The sequence below is a fragment of the Acinetobacter sp. UBA1496 genome, assembly GCF_002324975.1.
GTDB lineage: Bacteria > Pseudomonadota > Gammaproteobacteria > Pseudomonadales > Moraxellaceae > Acinetobacter > Acinetobacter variabilis.
Genome location: NZ_DCRI01000053.1, coordinates 18899 through 36456 on the forward strand (window position 1 = coordinate 18899; position 17558 = coordinate 36456).

At 40.7% G+C, this 17558-nt stretch carries 15 protein-coding genes and 1 pseudogene; 2 read left to right on the plus strand and 14 right to left on the minus strand.

The features are described from left to right. Window positions 1–47: 47 nt before the first annotated feature. From B3143_RS06045 to B3143_RS06090, 10 genes are all read right to left on the minus strand, one after another. Window positions 48–521 carry a CinA family protein gene (locus B3143_RS06045; RefSeq protein ID WP_214002319.1) on the minus strand — a complete coding sequence of 158 codons (474 nt, stop codon included), beginning with the start codon at window positions 519–521 and terminating at the stop codon, window positions 48–50. A gap of 594 nt (window positions 522–1115) precedes the next feature. Beyond that, complete coding sequence (locus B3143_RS06050; RefSeq protein ID WP_214001420.1) at window positions 1116–1313, minus strand: hypothetical protein; 198 nt, start codon at window positions 1311–1313, stop codon at window positions 1116–1118. 70 nt (window positions 1314–1383) lie between these two features. Next, window positions 1384–1611: a hypothetical protein gene (locus B3143_RS06055; RefSeq protein WP_004782813.1), complete on the minus strand. Its 228-nt coding sequence runs from the start codon at window positions 1609–1611 to the stop codon at window positions 1384–1386. A 102-nt stretch (window positions 1612–1713) separates the two neighbouring features. Beyond that, window positions 1714–1929, minus strand: coding sequence for a cold-shock protein (locus tag B3143_RS06060; RefSeq protein ID WP_004782814.1), 216 nt, complete (start codon window positions 1927–1929; stop codon window positions 1714–1716). 185 nt (window positions 1930–2114) lie between these two features. Then, entirely contained in the window at window positions 2115–3815 is a 1701-nt protein-coding gene (locus tag B3143_RS06065; protein WP_214001421.1) for an NAD-dependent malic enzyme, read from the minus strand. 648 nt (window positions 3816–4463) lie between these two features. Next, window positions 4464–5225, minus strand: coding sequence for an energy transducer TonB (locus tag B3143_RS06070; RefSeq protein ID WP_214001422.1), 762 nt, complete (start codon window positions 5223–5225; stop codon window positions 4464–4466). Continuing rightward, window positions 5222–5668: a protein TolR gene (gene tolR / locus B3143_RS06075; RefSeq protein ID WP_086208627.1), complete on the minus strand. Its 447-nt coding sequence runs from the start codon at window positions 5666–5668 to the stop codon at window positions 5222–5224. Before tolR ends, B3143_RS06070 begins: the two co-directional genes overlap by 4 nt. Before the next feature lie 12 nt (window positions 5669–5680). Next, window positions 5681–6379: a protein TolQ gene (gene tolQ, locus B3143_RS06080; RefSeq protein WP_214001423.1), complete on the minus strand. Its 699-nt coding sequence runs from the start codon at window positions 6377–6379 to the stop codon at window positions 5681–5683. Between the two features lie 105 nt (window positions 6380–6484). Then, window positions 6485–8464 (minus strand): phytase, encoded by a 1980-nt coding sequence (locus B3143_RS06085; RefSeq protein WP_214001424.1) that lies wholly within the window; start codon window positions 8462–8464, stop codon window positions 6485–6487. 76 nt (window positions 8465–8540) lie between these two features. After that, window positions 8541–11027, minus strand: a complete 2487-nt coding sequence (locus tag B3143_RS06090; protein WP_286739842.1) for a TonB-dependent receptor — start codon at window positions 11025–11027, stop codon at window positions 8541–8543. 324 nt (window positions 11028–11351) lie between these two features. On the opposite strand from B3143_RS06090, the gene B3143_RS06095 reads away from it, so the two are divergent. Beyond that, complete coding sequence (locus B3143_RS06095) at window positions 11352–12278, plus strand: diguanylate cyclase domain-containing protein (protein WP_214001426.1); 927 nt, start codon at window positions 11352–11354, stop codon at window positions 12276–12278. After that, on the plus strand, window positions 12275–13276 hold the full coding sequence (locus tag B3143_RS06100; RefSeq protein ID WP_005234808.1) for a helix-turn-helix transcriptional regulator: 1002 nt from the start codon (window positions 12275–12277) through the stop codon (window positions 13274–13276). The genes B3143_RS06095 and B3143_RS06100 overlap by 4 nt, the downstream gene beginning before the upstream one ends. 71 nt (window positions 13277–13347) lie before the next feature. Here B3143_RS06100 and B3143_RS06105 read toward each other — a convergent pair whose 3' ends face one another. The 4 genes and pseudogenes from B3143_RS06105 to B3143_RS06120 form a co-directional block, all read right to left on the minus strand. After that, window positions 13348–14037 (minus strand): hypothetical protein, encoded by a 690-nt coding sequence (locus tag B3143_RS06105; RefSeq protein WP_228301717.1) that lies wholly within the window; start codon window positions 14035–14037, stop codon window positions 13348–13350. Between the two features lie 35 nt (window positions 14038–14072). Then, window positions 14073–15554: an alkaline phosphatase gene (locus tag B3143_RS06110; RefSeq protein ID WP_286739847.1), complete on the minus strand. Its 1482-nt coding sequence runs from the start codon at window positions 15552–15554 to the stop codon at window positions 14073–14075. 44 nt (window positions 15555–15598) lie between these two features. Continuing rightward, the gene (locus B3143_RS06115; protein ID WP_214001429.1) at window positions 15599–17215 is read right to left on the minus strand and encodes an alkaline phosphatase; all 1617 of its coding nucleotides are present in this window, start codon (window positions 17213–17215) and stop codon (window positions 15599–15601) included. Window positions 17216–17352: 137 nt separating this feature from the next. After that, window positions 17353–17463 (minus strand): annotated as a pseudogene (locus tag B3143_RS06120) (IS5/IS1182 family transposase); the annotation flags it as partial. Between the last annotated feature and the right edge of the window lie 95 nt (window positions 17464–17558).

Sequence of the window (17558 nt, forward strand, 5' to 3'; positions counted from 1 at the left end):
TCATGATCAGTGTATGAGCGACCATCAAGAGCTAAATAAATAGCGATTTACTTATTTCTCTTGTATCGACTGCCCTCAAGGATTTCAATTAAGCTCAGATTGATATTTCTTGCCAGTTTTTTTAATTTCTCTCTCGGTTTACCTCTGCAAAGAAAGCGGAAACTATAAAGCTCATCCTTATAAGAAATCACATAGAAAAAAGTTCCTACTGGCTTTTCTTTGGTTTCTGTCCCGCCTCTTTTTAATAGTCCTGTACAGGCAATATAAATATCGGAATAAAACATTTTCTTGGCTTTTCTGACCATTTCCTGCGTGATTTCCATAGATTCCGGGGTATATTTTTTAATAAACTCAGGTTTGATCTTTAAAATATTTTCTTTGACACCCATGTCATAACACACCAGTCCGCCATATAGAATATCGCCAGAATATTTATTTTGGGAAAATCGGTAAGCCAGGTAACCTGCTGATGCACTCTCTAGAAAAGTAATACTTAATTTTTTTTTGGCGAGTAATTTTATACATTAGACCTCTTGCGAAAGTATTATTTTTGACTATTTTAGACTTTGATATTTATTTAAAAATCAACGTTTATCACTGATTAAATTTTGACTAACGCAAGAGGTCTATTTATTCATAGAGTAAACTCCTGACTTTATGATCATCTATTGATTATTAAATGTTCAAAAAGAAAAGATTAAATACTTAGCGTCTGAATGTTCTAGCAAAACTAAAACTGAACTGCCCTTGCTCACCACCTTAAACCAGCTGCATATCCTCAGTCATTTATATGACTTAAGTTCATACCAACGAAACTTATAATAACCTTGACGGGTTTTAACTCTGATTGGCTTTCTGATTTGATGTGTATTAGATTTTTTATAGGTTGATAATAGTTTTATGCCTAAAAGCATAAGTAGTAGAAGATATAAAATAGGGATCACTGAAATGATGGCTAAGTCGATTTAAATTTGAACTAAAAATATGCTTATTAATTCAGGATTTATTTATAAGACGATGAATAGGTTTAATTATCAAGTTCATAATTTCAAAGACAAAATCCTGGCAAAATACCAAGATTTTTTATATTCACTTTTGGTCATGTCACATGACCACTAAATAATTTTGAAAATTTTGCCGCTGATGGTGCTTTGAAAAAACATTTCAAAACTTGGGCGAATATTTTCACCTTCAACCGTAATATGTTTGACGTTAGAATCCGATTGGGTATGAACAAAATCAGGGTCAACAGTAGCCTGAATCGCGTATTGAACACCGAATTGATCTTTCACACTGATATTTTGCTTAAACATAAATAAACTTTTAGTAATGATTATAAGAGAGATCGGCTAGAAATTGGTTAGCCAATATATAATTTAAATATTAAATAACTTTATGATTTAATTTAAATAATTGATTTAAAGATGTATAAAATGTACGACCGTCTAGATTCAGGTCAACTTCTATTCCTGATTGAAGCAGCACTCTTTTACCTACTTCTATTTCCTTAAAACCTTGACGTGTATTTTGCATTTTATTCAAGGGAATCAAAGAAACAATAATTTCTGTACCATTTTTAGATTTTGCAATTAATTCATTAATTTTTAACAACTTGTATCCTATTTTTATACTTCTTCCAATCTGGAAAAAGCTCTTTAACTTTTATTTAAAACAATAAAAAAGCACTGATGCGTGCTTTTTTATTCTAAAGACTTATAGCGCAGTAATATTTACAGCATTTGGGCCTTTTTGACCTTGAACTACGCTAAATTCAACTTGCTGGCCTTCCATTAAGGTTTTAAAACCTGAACTGGCAATTTCACTGAAATGAGCAAAAACATCTGGACCAGATTCTTGTTGAATAAAACCGAAACCTTTAGTTTCGTTGAACCACTTTACAGTACCTTTAACAATATTTGAGTTTGACATAATAAAACCTATTAATTTTTAGTCATCTGAATGACCAGTTGTAACTTTGAAAATAATAAAGATTTGAGTAGATTGAACTTCTATATTTTAGATTATCTTCGCTTTCTCCAAACAAAAAAAGCAGAGAAATAACAATGTCATCGCTCTGCTTTACTTAATATTAGGCCGCCCTTTTCCTAATAATATTAAAAGGTCACACGCTTATATTCCCGATATTCCGGTATCCAGAAATTTGTATCAATGGCTTTCTGCAGCACATCAAAACCAACTTTTGGAGCAACGCCATCATCAATCGCAGCTTGCGCAACCCTTAAGGCAATAATCTTGGAAATATGCTGGATCTGATCCAGATCTGGCAACAAGTTGGCAGTTGGATCCTGAAGTTTTGGAGAGCATTCTGCTAAGGCATTACTTGATGCCATCAGCATATTATCCGTAACACGTGTGGCACCTGAAGCAATCACGCCTAGTCCAATTCCCGGAAAAATATAAGAGTTATTGCATTGAGAAATAGTATAAATCTGTTCCTGATAATTAACAGGTGCAAATGGGCTACCTGTAGCAATCAAAGCTTTCCCATTGGTCCATTGAATAATATCGGCTGGAACAGCTTCTACGCGAGAAGTAGGATTCGATAAAGGGAAGATAATCGGATGTTCACAATTTTCAGCCATTGTCGTGATCACATCTTTGCTAAATAATCCCGGCTGTCCAGATACCCCAATCAACACTGTGGGTTTCGCATATTTGATGACATCCGATAGAGAAATAATCTCTTCAGCATTCCCCCATTCAGCAATATTTTCTGGGTCTTGCGCCAGTTTTCTCTGGAAATTTAATAGATTTGGCTGATTCTGGGTAATAAGGCCGAAGCGATCCACCATAAAAACCCGCTTACGTGCCTCTGCATCAGTCAGGCCTTCTGCTACCATTTTTGCCACAATCTGTTCAGCGATCCCACAACCGGCTGAACCTGCTCCCAAAAAGGCAATGGTCTGGTCTTTTAGTTGCTTATTAGACGCATAGGAAGCTGCAATCAGACTGCCTACTGCCACAGCTGCCGTACCCTGAATATCGTCATTGAAGCAACATACTCGATCGCGATATTTTTCCAGTAAAGGCATGGCATTGTGCTGGGCAAAATCTTCAAATTGAATTAGCGCATCGGGCCATCTTTGCTGAATCGCCTGTATCACCATTTCGACAAATTCATAATATTCATCACCGGTGATACGAGGCTGACGCCATCCCATATAAATCGGATCATTCAACAGCTGCTCATTGTTCGTGCCTACATCCAAAGTAATTGGCAAGGTATAGGCCGGACTAATGCCTCCGCAGGCCGTATATAAAGCCAGCTTTCCAATCGGAATGCCCATTCCGCCAATACCCTGATCGCCTAAACCAAGAATGCGCTCTCCATCTGTAATCACGATCACTTTGACATTTCTTCGATTTACATTATGTAGGATATGCTCAATATGATCCCGATCCGGATAGGAAATAAAAACCCCGCGATGACGGCGATAAATCTTGGAAAAATGCTGACATGCCTCTCCTACCGTTGGCGTATAGATGATCGGCATCATTTCGCTTAAGTGATTTTCGATCAAATGATAGAAAAGCGTCTCATTGGTGTCTTGGATGTTACGTAGGTAAATATGCTTATTGATTGCATCATTGAATGAGCAGTATTGTTGATACGAACGCTGACTTTGTTCCTCAATCGATTCGATCGCTTGGGGCAAAAGTCCATGTAAATTAAAATGTATACGTTCTTCTACAGAGAATGCTGAACCTTTATTCAGCAATGGGAGTTCAAGTAATGCAGTACCTGCATAGGGAATATAAAGTGGACGTTTAGGGTTCAGAGGTTCAGTTGCCATTTTTAACTCGCACTTTAAGATTCGACATGAATGAAAGCCGAAAAGAACAAAAAATTATCCTACTATCCTAGTCGACTTTCAGGTGTTTCAGTCATTCAGCGAATTAATAATGAAAAATGTTCTATTTAATAAACTGATAACGGCAATAAAATAAGCTTTAAATTTTTATATCCTCTTGTCAGATAAAAATTTAGATCATACTTTTTTAATTGAGACTTATTAGATACCTGTTATGTGCTCACCTCAAACAACTCAGTTAGTTCAAATTTTGGCAATAAAAAAAACATACTTAAAAAAGGCAGATAAGATGTGCAATTAAAGAAATAGTTGGTTTTATAATACAGTGCCTATGCTCATCAGTAAAAGTATTTAACTCAGACAGGCGCAAGACTTGTTCTAGACTTGCTTCTTTAGCTCATCTACACTGCCCAATTACACTAACTCAAATTAATATAATACTTTACAATATTCATTTTGGCCATATAGCCGATATTGGAGAATTCGCTACACTAGGTAACATCCATAATAATTCCAATATTATTTTACTGCACAAAAAAATCTTTCAAATTAGATATATTTGCTCCACTAAATTATGAAATCCCTATCAAAAATGATTATATATCTAGAATTTTGGTTACTATTCAACAATTAAATTTCAATCCTATATTGGAAAGTATTTTTAACATTCGATACACTGGTTGGTTTGCCATCGACGAGACGAGGCTGATATTTAAAAGTGAGTGCAGCCTGAATCGAAGGTCGTACAAACATCGGATGGCAGTCACCTTGTGCCTTTGGATTTTCTACCCGTCCTTTTTCGTTCACGCTATATACCACCGTACAATCCCCCTCCAGCTTACGATCCAAAGCTTGTTCAGGGTAAGCTGGTGCTATTTTTGCAACAGGTTGATAATTTTTAACATCAAATGATTCAGGATGAGTTTGTGCTTTAGGTTCTACTGATTTCTGGGTCTTCGTCTGAGTTGGTATATCCGCTTGAGACTGCGTATCTACTGTTTTCTGAGATTCCGCTACTGCCGTTTGCTTTTCCGTCACGACTTGCTGTGTCGGTTTAGCCGCTGTAGGTACAATTTTGCTACTCTGTGACTCTACAAACTTCTTGGTGGTTTTCGGTTGGACTTCAGTAGGTTTCTCAAGCTGTTTTTTGACAACCTCATGTAAGGGTTTTTCTTCGACTATCGGCTCAGGCTTTTTAGGTTCAGGTTGTTGTTTGATTGGAGGGGGTATTTGCACAAATTGTAATTGAATGGTTTTCGGCTTGGGTTCCGCCAATGTTTCATGCATCTCAACCGTACATAACCATGCAATTAGCGCAATATGCAATCCAGCCGTGACCGAAAGTGCTAGACCTTGATCACGAAACCTAATTTTGGAAACGGTTGCCATCATGATTGTGGTTCCTCTGTCACTAGCCCCAAGTTCGTTACCCCACTTTTTTGCAAGGATGCTATGGCCTGTGCAACCAGTTGATAATCAGCATCCTGATCGGCACGTACATAAAACTGTAAGCTTTTATCTTTTTGAATAATTGGAACGAGCTTTTGTTGCATAGTAGCTAAATCAATGGCCTGATCCGTAACTTTCTCAGTATTCACTTCTGATCCAATATTCCAGTAATACTGGCCATTGGCTTGAATAGATAAGGTTACAATACGCTGCTGTTGTGACGCGGGCATGACATTGGCATCCACTTTAGGCAAATCAATTTGAATGCCTTGCGTCAACATTGGTGCAGTCACCATAAAAATTACCAACAACACCAACATGACATCAATATAAGGAACCACATTCATTTCAGCATTGGGTTTTAATTTTTGAGGACGCTTAATCATGGTTCTTGCTCCTTAACGCGAAGTGCGCTCAGTGTGCCCCAACAAACGATAAATACGCGTTTGCAACTCATTGGCAAAACCGTAATAACGAATGGAAAGCTTGTCAGCACGTGCCGAAAAGCGGTTATACGCCACGACCGCAGGAATAGCGGCAAATAAACCAATAGCTGTCGCAATCAGCGCTTCTGCAATCCCTGGTGCAACTGTATTGAGGGTTGCCTGTTCAACGGCAGACAGTCCAATAAACGCATTCATAATGCCCCAGACCGTTCCAAATAAGCCTATATAAGGGCTGACTGAACCGACTGTTGCGAGAAAGGTTAGATTCTGCTGAAGCTTTTCTTCTTCTTCACTGATACTACTGAGTAAACGACGTTCTACCCCATCAATCACATCACTTGTGGTGAGTTGCTCATCTTTGATCAATTGATGGTATTCATCCACCCCATGTTGAAAAATGCTGACAACGCCTTTTTGTTGTTCAGGCTGTTGGTAATCTTGCTGTAAAAGATTGAGATCTTTTTGCTGTCTAAAATTCTTTAAAAAACGGTTCCAAAGCTGCTCTTGTCCACGAAGTAACATGCCGTGACGCACGATTAAATACCAACTTACGACTGAGGATAAAACCAAAATCAACATCACTACTTTTACCAACACACTGGCATGGCTAATCAACATCCAAACTGACATTTGATCCATCGTTGCTTGCATAACGCACTCCAATTTTTTTACTGCATGGTGCAGTACATATATATTTTTAAAATGGGCTGTGATTCTTTAGCAGCCCATGTACTCACTCAGGTACTAAAGCGCTATTTAGTCCAAATGCAGCGCTTGAGCGATTTTTTCCCAAGGCACATATTTAAAGTTCTGATTGGTTTCAGGCATACGTTTACGTCCGTCTTGTATCACCAACATGCCTCGCTTCCATTTGCCACCAAAATTTAAGGAACTCACATCCAGTCCATCTGTTTCAGACACAGCGTCAATGCCTTTTTCGGTATTGATGCCAATACGAAATGCGCCACGAACCGTGTAAGGTGCAGCGGCATCAAGCACCACAAAGCTGTCATTGCCTTGGCTTGAAACCACCAAATAACTTTGGTTTTTGCTGTGATAAAGTCCCATTCCCTCAATGTCATCATGCATCACCTCTCCTACACCTATCACCTGCTGCATAGGAAGCTGAGTTTTTGGGTTGAGATCTTTTACCCACACCGCGACATCTTCTTCACCCAAGAAAATACGCCCTGTGGCATCGTCTACGACACAGCCTTCAGGTTGGGTTTTCACTGAAAAACGTTGTACTTCTTCAGCCCTTAATTTTTGCTGTGCAGCCGTGATGTGGTATTGAATAAAAGTCCCGCTTTTATCGTTGGGAATGGCATAAATTTCCCCTTGAGCATCGCGGTACATGCAAATGCCATAAATATCATCCAATGTGGTCGCTAACTCGCCAAGCACAGAAACCTTGGCCGTTTTGGGTTGAATCGCAAAGAGATGCAGGCTGTTATGATCTCGGTTCGATGCCACCGCCAAATCGACTGTCTGATTGCCCCATTTAAAACCGTGGCGTACATCGACATTATTCAATCGCCCTACTGGCAAGTACTGCACAGTTTTACCCTGTAAGTCGTTAACCTGTAGACCACCTTGTTTATCTGTCGCTAAAATACGGGACTGACTCGGCTGTGCAGCGTTATGCCAAATCGCAGGATCATCAGCCGCGTCACCTGTACTTGGCACACCCTCCGTCTGCACTTCTGCTGGAATAGTAATGATATTTTGAGCTTTGGTCTGGGTTTGAATTTCCCATTCTACATCTGTCACTTTCACGGTTTTATCATCTAAAATCAGCAAGGATTTATCAGTTAAATTACCTTGAACACTCAAAGTCTCTGCTTCTTTCACCGTGTCTAGTTGTAAAGGCGGCTGTGCTTTCCATTGCTTATCTTGCTTTTGATAACGATAAAGCAAAGGTTTTTCTGCATCGAGTACCGCGACATGATCATCTACAATCGCAATTGCAGAAGGTGAACCTTGAATCGAACCAAAGGGTTGCACGAGATCCACCGCCTGACGCACCATGTCTGCTTCAGAATGAGCTGGATATGCCCAAATGCCAACATTCGCTTCATTAATAAACAACTCTGCTGTGGCATCATTCACTTTGCATACACTACTAGCAGGTGGAAAACTGAGACGGCGTACCAACTGTGGTTGAACCAAAGCCTTCTCATGCTGAGCCACCAACCATTGTTCACCAAGCCCCTCTTCACCTACTAAAAAAGCAAAACTCAGTCCTTGAGCATCGGTATATAGGCAAACATCTTCAGACTTAAATGAACGCTTTGGAATAAAACTAGGTTTGTTCCATGCTTTATTTTTTAAGTTCATGCTCATCAGTTGAATTTGCTGTTGTTGCAAATTCGACGCAGCAATCAATAAATGCTCCGAACCAATCCGATAATCAAAACGCCCAAACTGACCTTGAATTTGATGTAGTACATTTTGTTGATCATCTAAAATTTGTAGCCCTTTATTTTTACTGCTCAACAGCGCGGCAACTTCAGGCCATGCACTCAAGGTTAACCATTGTACATCCTCAGTTTTCGCCCCATTCATGTCGACTTCACGTAATTGCAACTTCGCTGCCATAGGCTGATCTATTGGTATTTCAACCGAGCTTAACGACTGGCTATTTTGCGGAGCTTGGGACACGCTGTGCTGACTGCATGCGCTCAATAACAGCAAGCAACTGCTTAAAGCAGACCATTTAAAAGATGAAAATTTCATAGAGATACTCAAAATTGGGCAAGGAACCTCAGGTCTGCTTCTGTTGAGCAAACCTGAGTACTAAATTTAATTCGACTTAAAAATGGGTATAGGTCAGTGCCAGTTTGTAAGCTGGGCCATACTCTTCATATTGCGCGTTATAAGCCTTAGAACCTGCATAGTTGTAATAATGCTCATCGGTGATGTTTTGTATATCAAACTTGAGCTGTAAGTTTTTAGATAAGTTCACATGACTACTCAAATCAAGGAAGATTTGGTCATCGGTATAAATATCTTTTTCAGGTGTATCAATGTCACCAAGTTCATACAGATAACTCGATTTATAATTTGCTGAAAGTCGTACACCAAAACGTTCATTTTCCCAGCCAAGCATCGCATTCGCCACCACATCCGACTGATTTGGCAAATGAATACGACGGCTCAGAAGTTCACCATCTTTCATCGAATCAATATCCGCCTCTGACTTACTAAAGGTGGTATTTAAACCCAACAAGAACCCGTTCCATGGTGCTCCTAAGTGGTCAAATTTTTGTGAATAGGAAAACTCCATTCCATAGAGTTTGGCACTTTGACCATTTTTATAAGTCACAGCTTCATCAAAGTCAGCCCACTGACCTGTCCCTGCAATATTGGTGTTATAGATAAAATTGTCGATATCTTTATAAAAACTATAAAAACTCACCATACTGGCTTTGCCAAAATACTTTTCTACACCCAAATCAAAGTTAGAAGACTCTAAAGGCTTTAACATTGGGTTACCAAACTCAGCTTCATCACCATCTATGTAAACACCTGGCGCACTTTGCGCAAAGTTCGGACGCACGACACTATTGGTCCATGCCGCACGCAGGTAGGTATTGTCCGCCAATTGATAACGCAAATGTAAGCTTGGCAACCAATGATCATAGTCATTTTCATATTTGGTCGCAGTGATCACATCATCATTAAACTCAAAACCATGTGCTTCGAAGTTGGTATTTTCATAACGTAAACCAGCAATCACACGCAATTGATCCAAATCAATCGTATTCATGACATAAGCCGCTTGTATGTCTTCATTTGACTTAAAGTCATTAATGATGGAGCCATCCGCAACCACATAGTCAGCAGCATTTAGCCCATTTATTTTGTCCTGAATGGCATTTTCATTGATGCTTGGGCCAAACTGTCCCAGTTCATAGTGACTGTTTGAATTGAAATCTGAACTTGACGTGCTGAGGTCTTTATATTTCCACTCATCGGTATTATTGGTTTTCTCACGTTGACTGATTTTGCCCCCGAACTTCAATGCAGCAGCATAATTCCCCAACATATAGTCTTTTAAAAAGTCTAATTTACCGTTGTATTCTTTATCGGTGGTTTTAGACTTTTCCCACGACACCGAATCTAGCTCATAGTTGGCAGCATCATAAAAATCTTGATCTGCTGTTACAACTGGCTTTTGGGTACTGCTAAAGCCAACATTTCTAAACTCAGCTTTATATTTCGCCCCCGAAATACCACCCGGATTTTCCTCCGATGCTTCGCTATAACCGAGTTGACCTTCTACCGTCCAAGTACCGAAACCTTGCTTGCCCCCTAAAACAAAGGACTGAATTTCTTGCGTTTCAACACGACTTTTTAATGAGCGAGTGACTTCGGCATCTCCACTTTGCCCCGCAGTTTGCGGATCGGCAAATTCAACTGAGACTTCTTGACGCGATTCGATATCTTTAAATCGGCTATATAAAGTTCTTAAATAGTATTCGCCTGTGTCATTGGGGCGGTAATCAAAATTTAGCCCCGCACCAATGCGCTCCCGCTCGATGTCATATTGGCGCATTGCGGTTTCTTCAAGTGCATCGCCATCCCAAGCCCCGCCCGTTTCAACATTGTCCGAGCCAAATTTTCGGTTTTGATAACTCAGTGCCAACGCTACCCCAAGGTTGTCTTGCCCCTCACCAACACTGAAACGGTTACTGATGGCACCCGATGCTTTAGGGCTATATTTTTCCCGTTTTTCATCATAACCACCTTCAACCGTTCCCGTATAAAACAAACCGTCATGGTCAAAGGCTGATAAACTTTCGACTTGCACCGTACCGCCTAATGAGTTGGCATCCATATCTGGTGTCAGCGTTTTCACCACAGCCAAAGACTGCACCAGCTCTGATGGTAAGACATCCAATGCCACGCCACGGCGATCGCTTTCAGGCGCGGGAACCAAAGTACCATTGATGGTCACTGCATTTAAGTCAGCACCTAAACCACGAACTGAAACAAAACGTCCTTCGCCTTGGTCACGCTCTGTAGATACACCCGGTATCCGTTGCAAAGCTTCTGCGGCATTATCATCGGGTAATTGTCCGATGCCATCGGCATGTACCACACTGCTGATTTGGTCGGCACGTTTTTGTTCTTTGAGTGCTTTATCCATACTTGCAGCTTGGCCAATGACCTGTACATATTCCACCGTGTTATCTTCGGCATGTAGATGGGTCATGCTCAGCATTGACAGGACCAGTGTACTGAGCTGAAAACCCGCACGCTTATGTTTCATGAAACGGTTCTGATTATTTTGCATTATGTTCTTCCCCTCAAGCCAAAGTGGCATGGTTTGAACGCACAATAGAAATTGAATGTGAACATGATGTGACAGTGCCTTTTACCACCTGCCCTTTTTATTTGTTTTTGGTCATTTTCAGCAAAAAGTGAGCTAATTTGATCTGTATAGAGAAAATTCTGAGCATACAGAATGATGCATATTCACCACAAAGATAGGGTTTTTCAGCATTTTTATTCTCAAAAATCAAAAATACCCTGATCTATTTTGACTCTAGCCTTTGCCATCAAACTGTCATCTAAATCTGTTTAGCTTGGGCGAAAATAAATCATTTCAAAAAATGCTATGCCTAAATACTTTGCTTACTACCGCTGGCCTTTGTTATGTGTAGCGACTGCCTGTAGCTTATCTCTCTGGTTATTTATCTTACTTGGGCAGAGCAAGTCGTTTGCTGAATGGAACTGGGTCGATATTTTAGGTGAAGGGGGAGCAACTGTTTTTATTGCTATTTGGATTTTCTTTATTATTAAAAGCCGTCCTTTAGGCCGTGTAACCAACTATATCTTTTATGGACTGTGTTTTATTTTTTTCCATATGTGGATGGACAGCTTAGATGAATTTATTCGCCTGCCTAAAGAAATCATGTGGGATGCATGGCTTGAGTCCATTCCTTTTCCAATTGGACTGTGCCTATTTACCATCGGGATTTATTTTTGGCATCAAGAAGAACTGGCGATTTCTAAACACATGCAAAAACGAGAACGTATTTATCGGGATCACCGTTTATTCGATGCACTCACCCCTTTAGCCGATGCTCATTACTTTAAAACACAGCTCAAAGCTGCAATTGAGCAGAACTTGCATGAACCCAGCGACATGTCCGTCATACTGCTAGATATGCATAATTTTAATCAGATTAATCAAACATATGGCTTTGATGAAGGCACATCTATTTTACAGCATGTTTCACAATTGATTAGCTTAAACTTACGACCACAAGACCTGCTCTGCCGCTTCGCAGGAGATCGTTTTATTATGTTGTTACCAGAGACGAAGCTACAACAGGCTGAAAAAATGGCAGCTCAACTTGAGCGCATGCTTATGGTCAGTGCTTATTATCAACGTGATCTGTCCGCACACATTCCTTTAAAAGCACTCACGACCTGCTGTTCAGTAGGGCAATACCAAACTGCTCAGCAACTTTTGAGTGCATTAAATCAGCAATTGCTCCAAGTGAAGCAATACTACTCACCAAAGCGAGTCGCGGTATGAGCTTTGAATGCGACTACAGTTACATTCCTGCGCATCATCAATTATCTATTTTAATTGATTTAGCAGTCAGCCATGAGGTCGAACATCACGTCCTACTTAGTGGTAGCGGTATTTTCTTGGAAGATATCTTTTCAGGGCAAAAGCTGATTAGCCAGCAACAGTTACAACAAGTTTTAACAAATGCTGAGCAGTGTTTTCGCAATCAGGACATCAGTTTTTTATTCGGTCAACGCAGCCTAACCACCCCCTTTAATGACGCCATTAAATCCATGCTGTATGCATCGACCTTCGATGAGGCGCTTAGCCGTTATTTAACATTTTCCGCATCTGTTTCACCGTGGTTATGCCCTCGACTCATGTATAGTCAAAGCCATATTCATATTTATTGGTTAGATGAAAACAAGCTTGAAAATCGCTTTTTAATCGAAAGCGCAATGAGTGCAATACAAGCATTTAGCCGTCAACTGTATCAAACCAAGTTAGCATGGAAATTCGAATTTAATTTTTCTGAACCGGATTATATTGAACAATATTGGACGCATTTAGGCAGTGCTTTAGAGTTTAATCGCCCGATCAACATGATGAGCCTGCCTCGTGACTTGGTCCATGAAAAACTTCCCAATGCCTCTTCGACCTTAGCTGCAATCAGTTATCAACATGCGCTGAAAGAAATGACAGCTCAAAATATTCAACAGAGTTTTTTGCTCAGTTTGCATCAATACTTCATGCAAAATATTCAAAATAATATTCAACTTGAACAAACTGCTGATTATTTTCAAATGAGTTCTGCCACCTTAAAACGTAAACTGAAAAAGCATCAGACCCATTTTCAGGCGCAACTCGATCAAAGCCGTTTGCATACCGCCATCATTTTATATCGTGTGCATGGTTTTAAAACTGAACAGATTTCTCAGTATTTACAAATTAACGATGCCACTAATTTTCGACGTGCATTTAAACGTTGGAGTGGTTTAACAGTACAAGCGGCACAGTCCTAACCACTTATTTTCCCAAAAAATCACGGATATTCCTGTTGTAACGCCGAAATTAAAAGCCAAAAACTCATCAGCTAATCACTAAAGTCCGCATAGTCACGTTCGCTGTATTTTTCTGTTTGCGTCCAAGGTGTAGCAACATGTTGGCCAATTTTGCGCACGGTAAAGGTTTTAGCATAGCCTGAGGTCGGTTTGAGCAATTCATATTTTTGAACCAGTTGATCCTGTTCATTCCATATAATATTCAACGTTTGCCCAGCACTGCGTATTTGATAATGCGCTAACTTCGGATCACGTTGAATCAATTGTGCTCGCTTTAAAATGTCAGGATGAATCAAACTATATTCACAGCGCCAACAGTTTTTCATCCCTAGCATTTCTTGATCGACATCCTGCAATTGCACCCGCATTTTTTCATCTGGCAAAATATAAAAACGCTGAAACGGACTTTCTACGTTTGCTTGTCCGACTACATCTTTGCGCTGCATCCACTGAATTGCACTGTCAAAACTCTCATGCTCATGGGTGTCTGTTTTGGCAGATACATGAGCATTGCTATGTGTCTGGGCTTCGTCAGCATGCGTTTGAGTGTTTAAACGTTCAATCCAGATATTTTGCGCATCTCGAATCATTTTCTCACTGTATTTTTGAATGGTCGTGACCCCATTGGCATCCAACCGTTCAATCTGATAATCAATACGATATTCATCGGCCGACCATACCCATGGACTGAGCAAACTGAAAGACAATGCTAAGAACTTCATTTTGAATTTGAACGGCCGTATAAATCTTGTATCCATTAGAATCCAAACGCCTTTTTCAATTGCTCAAATACCCATGTATTTTCTTGTGTGCCTTTGAATAGATTTGAATTCTTTCCTTCAGCAAACAGCATCACATCTCCGCCACCATGTGTTTCGCTTTTCGCCAGTTGTACCCCGACTTCTTGTTTATAGTCGTCAGCAAAGGCTTGCTCGTTGCTAATACTGTCACGAATATCTAAACGCTTGCCCGTGCCATTTCCAAAAACGAGTGTCGTTCCTGTTGCTCCATTTACATCGCGGTATGGATTATGTACTTGGCCATCAGCCAGCACTTTGCTGTAAGCATTTTGCTCTTTTGCAATATTATAGTCATAGCTCAGCCCCAAAATACCTGGATTAGTCTCCGTCGTTTGACCCGTTCGTGCGGCATAACCATTAAAGGTCATCACATGGTCATGGTCTGCCGTCACTACAACCAAGGTATTGCTCAAGTCCACTTTATCCAGTGCAGTTTGAATTGCATCATTAAATGCCTTGGTTTCCTGCAATGCCCGTTTGGCATTATTGGCATGTAGTGCATGGTCAATACGCCCACCCTCAACCATCAAGAAATAGCCTTGTCCATGACTCTGTGCTTGCAGTGCATCAATCGCTTTACTGGTCATCACCGCCAGACTCGGTTCAGTCTTTATATTCTTCTTGAGTCGGTCCAAATCATAATTTAAATGCGACTGTGTGGAGAATACGCCGAAAATTTTCTGAGTATTGACCGTCTGTGCCAAATCACTTTGGCTTAAAACGGTTTGATAACCCTGCTGTTTAAACTCTACCAATAAATCACGGCCATCCAAGCGCCCTTTGGGGTTAGAGGCTGCATCATAAGGCGTCCAGTGATTTAAGCCACCTCCCAGAAGGACATTAATGCCATCCAATAAGTTTGGATTATAAGCTTTACCTTTTGGAACAGCTTGAAGCGCAATATCGTATTGTGCATCACGATGACAAATATGTGCATAGGTTGCCGCAGGTGTGGCATGGGTGAGTTCAGTCGTCGTCACTACGCCAACCGCTTTTCCCTTCTTTTTTGCCAGTTCTAAAATACTTAACGCAGGCATCCCTGCGACTATACTACTGCCCTGTTCTGGACAACGGTTGATGGCTTTAGCTAAGCTTTTGCCATTCGGCAATTTTCCATCTTCAGGTTCGACCGCAACCGTTCCTGTTGTCATGGCAATCACTTCATTTTTATTTTTCTGCCCAGTCATATAGGCGCCCATAGAGGGAGCACTATCTGTGGTTTGACCATCCTCAGAATAGGTTTTAATCCGTGCTGCGTGCTTCATGCTGTCCATGGCCAGTTTGCCATTTTCCCCCACAGCATAAATACGACTTGCCGTCACTGTGGTTGGTCCCATGCCATCGCCTAAAAAGAATATAACGTTTTTCGTCGGCGTAAGTGTGGTTTCAGCAGCATACAAAGCACTTGAAGAAATCGACGCTGTAAGCAGAAGCTTCATGTATGGGATGGTTTTTAAAGTATGTTTCACATGGTATCCCTCTGCTATAAGCCTGTGATCTTACGAATAAGGTGATTGACCTCAATATTTTCAAGGCTACCCGAGAACTGATCTGCCCCCTGACCAATCGCACCTAAAAACACATCTGCACCACCATGCGTTTCTTTATCTTTATAGCCCGTTTGAATCACAGCTTCTTGTTGGAAATCATCCGCAGCAGTGCCCGTACACCAACCCGTTTCAGCCAAAGGATAAGTGAAACTATATTTTTCACCTTGTGGTGCCTTTGGCCCTTTTACAGGATGACAGACATCAGTGTCTTTTAAGTTCAGGACCAAGTCATCCATACGGTTTTGAGTGGGGCGTTTTTTGCCCGTACCAAAACCGATAATCGGATAAGGTTGACCATGAATATCTTGAGCAAAGCCCGCTTGATCATAGTTTTTTACCAATCCAAGCACGCTGGTTTCCTTACCTTCGACGTATTTTCCTGTGCGCTTGGCATAACCATTTAAAACCAAGGTGTGATCATGGTCGGCCGTGATCACAATCAGTGTATTTTTAAGTTCAGGATCACTTTGTTTAAGCTTTTGAATGGTTGCTTCTAAAGCATCATTTAAGGCAATCGTGTCTTGTAATGCGCGCTTGGCATTGGTGTCATGCAGCGCATGATCTATACGCCCTCCCTCCACCATCAGGAAAAAACCTTTTTTATTTTGCGTCAGGATGTCTAAAGCAGACAGCGTCATTTGCTTGAGACTCGGCTCTGCCAAGTTTTTCTTGGTGCGATCCAAGTCGTAATTTAAATGGCTGTGATTAAATAAACCCAATAATTTTTCATTTTTCGCCAGTTGCACTTGGGAGAGTTGGTTTTCATCAAAAACCACGCGGTAGCCTGCCTTTTGCATCTCGCTAATTAGATTGCGCCCATCAGTACGTTCTCCACCTGCATCTTTAGGCAAAAATTGACGCTTACCTCCACCTAAAACCACATCGACCCCATCTTTAAGTTTGAGGTTATAGCTTTGATAAGCATCGCCTTTTGAACTCGGGACTAACTGTGATGCAATATCATTTTCAGCATCACGGTGGCAAATATGAGCATAAGTTGATGCTGGTGTGGCATGCGTGATCCGCGTAGTGGTCACAACGCCTGTCCCCCAACCCTTTGCTTTGGCTAATTCGAGTAATGTCTGTGTGTTTTGCTTATTTTTGTTTTGAGGGTTACTCGCACACTGGTTATTCCCTACTGAGTCAGGTTCAACCGCAATTGTCCCTGTCTGCATCGAGATCACCTCGTTTTTCATCTTTACACCGGTCATGTACGCGCCCATCGAAGGTGCGCTGTCCGTGACTTGTGCATCCTCAGAAAAGGTACGAACAAAGGCCGACTCAGGCAGCCGATCAATCGCCAACTGACCATCTTCACCAACAGCATAAATACGTGAAGCAGTAAGTGTGGTGATGCCCATACCATCACCCAAGAAAAAGACCACACGTTTCGGTTGTTGGACTTTTTCTTGTTGGAGCTGTTGTGCTGTATTGGCCTGTTGATTTCGCGTTATCGTCGTACTTTGACAAGCAGTAAGCAATATAGCGCTGAAACTTATACATGCCACGCTGATTGTTTTTAATTGGAATTTTTCAAGAGAACAGATCATGGCATCAACCCATCTTAATATAGCTGGACCATACACAGCGGATATTTAAGTAAGATGACACATAAATATTAATACGATTTATTAAAAGCTTTATTGCAAATAAGATACCAATAGTGGATCACTTTCATAAGTGATTTTTAACTCAATCCCATATTGTAAATTCCAGTGATTAAAATAAATCTCAGACCAAGTCTTTTGCATCTATTTCGATAATGGTCAGCCAGAATTTCAAAGGTCTTAAGGCGACCAAATACGTACTTAATCCCGATTCTTCTTGTATTAATCTCTCGATTGTACATTTTAAGTTTAGGATGGCTTTGTTACACAAACCTATCTTTAAAGG

Excerpts from the sequence above, each read along its gene's own strand:
- B3143_RS06085 (WP_214001424.1), bottom strand. The coding sequence starts at position 8,464 with ATGAAATTTTCATCTTTTAAATGGTCTGCTTTAAGCAGTTGCTTGCTG.
- B3143_RS06110 (WP_286739847.1), bottom strand. The coding sequence starts at position 15,554 with ATGAAGCTTCTGCTTACAGCGTCGATTTCTTCAAGTGCTTTGTATGCT.
- B3143_RS06060 (WP_004782814.1), bottom strand. The coding sequence starts at position 1,929 with ATGTCAAACTCAAATATTGTTAAAGGTACTGTAAAGTGGTTCAACGAA.
- tolQ (WP_214001423.1), bottom strand. The coding sequence starts at position 6,379 with ATGCAAGCAACGATGGATCAAATGTCAGTTTGGATGTTGATTAGCCAT.
- B3143_RS06090 (WP_286739842.1), bottom strand. The coding sequence starts at position 11,027 with ATGCAAAATAATCAGAACCGTTTCATGAAACATAAGCGTGCGGGTTTT.
- B3143_RS06050 (WP_214001420.1), bottom strand. The coding sequence starts at position 1,313 with ATGTTTAAGCAAAATATCAGTGTGAAAGATCAATTCGGTGTTCAATAC.
- B3143_RS06065 (WP_214001421.1), bottom strand. The coding sequence starts at position 3,815 with ATGGCAACTGAACCTCTGAACCCTAAACGTCCACTTTATATTCCCTAT.
- B3143_RS06100 (WP_005234808.1), top strand. The coding sequence starts at position 12,275 with ATGAGCTTTGAATGCGACTACAGTTACATTCCTGCGCATCATCAATTA.
- tolR (WP_086208627.1), bottom strand. The coding sequence starts at position 5,668 with ATGATTAAGCGTCCTCAAAAATTAAAACCCAATGCTGAAATGAATGTG.
- B3143_RS06115 (WP_214001429.1), bottom strand. The coding sequence starts at position 17,215 with ATGATCTGTTCTCTTGAAAAATTCCAATTAAAAACAATCAGCGTGGCA.
- B3143_RS06095 (WP_214001426.1), top strand. The coding sequence starts at position 11,352 with ATGCCTAAATACTTTGCTTACTACCGCTGGCCTTTGTTATGTGTAGCG.
- B3143_RS06070 (WP_214001422.1), bottom strand. The coding sequence starts at position 5,225 with ATGATGGCAACCGTTTCCAAAATTAGGTTTCGTGATCAAGGTCTAGCA.
- B3143_RS06105 (WP_228301717.1), bottom strand. The coding sequence starts at position 14,037 with ATGAAGTTCTTAGCATTGTCTTTCAGTTTGCTCAGTCCATGGGTATGG.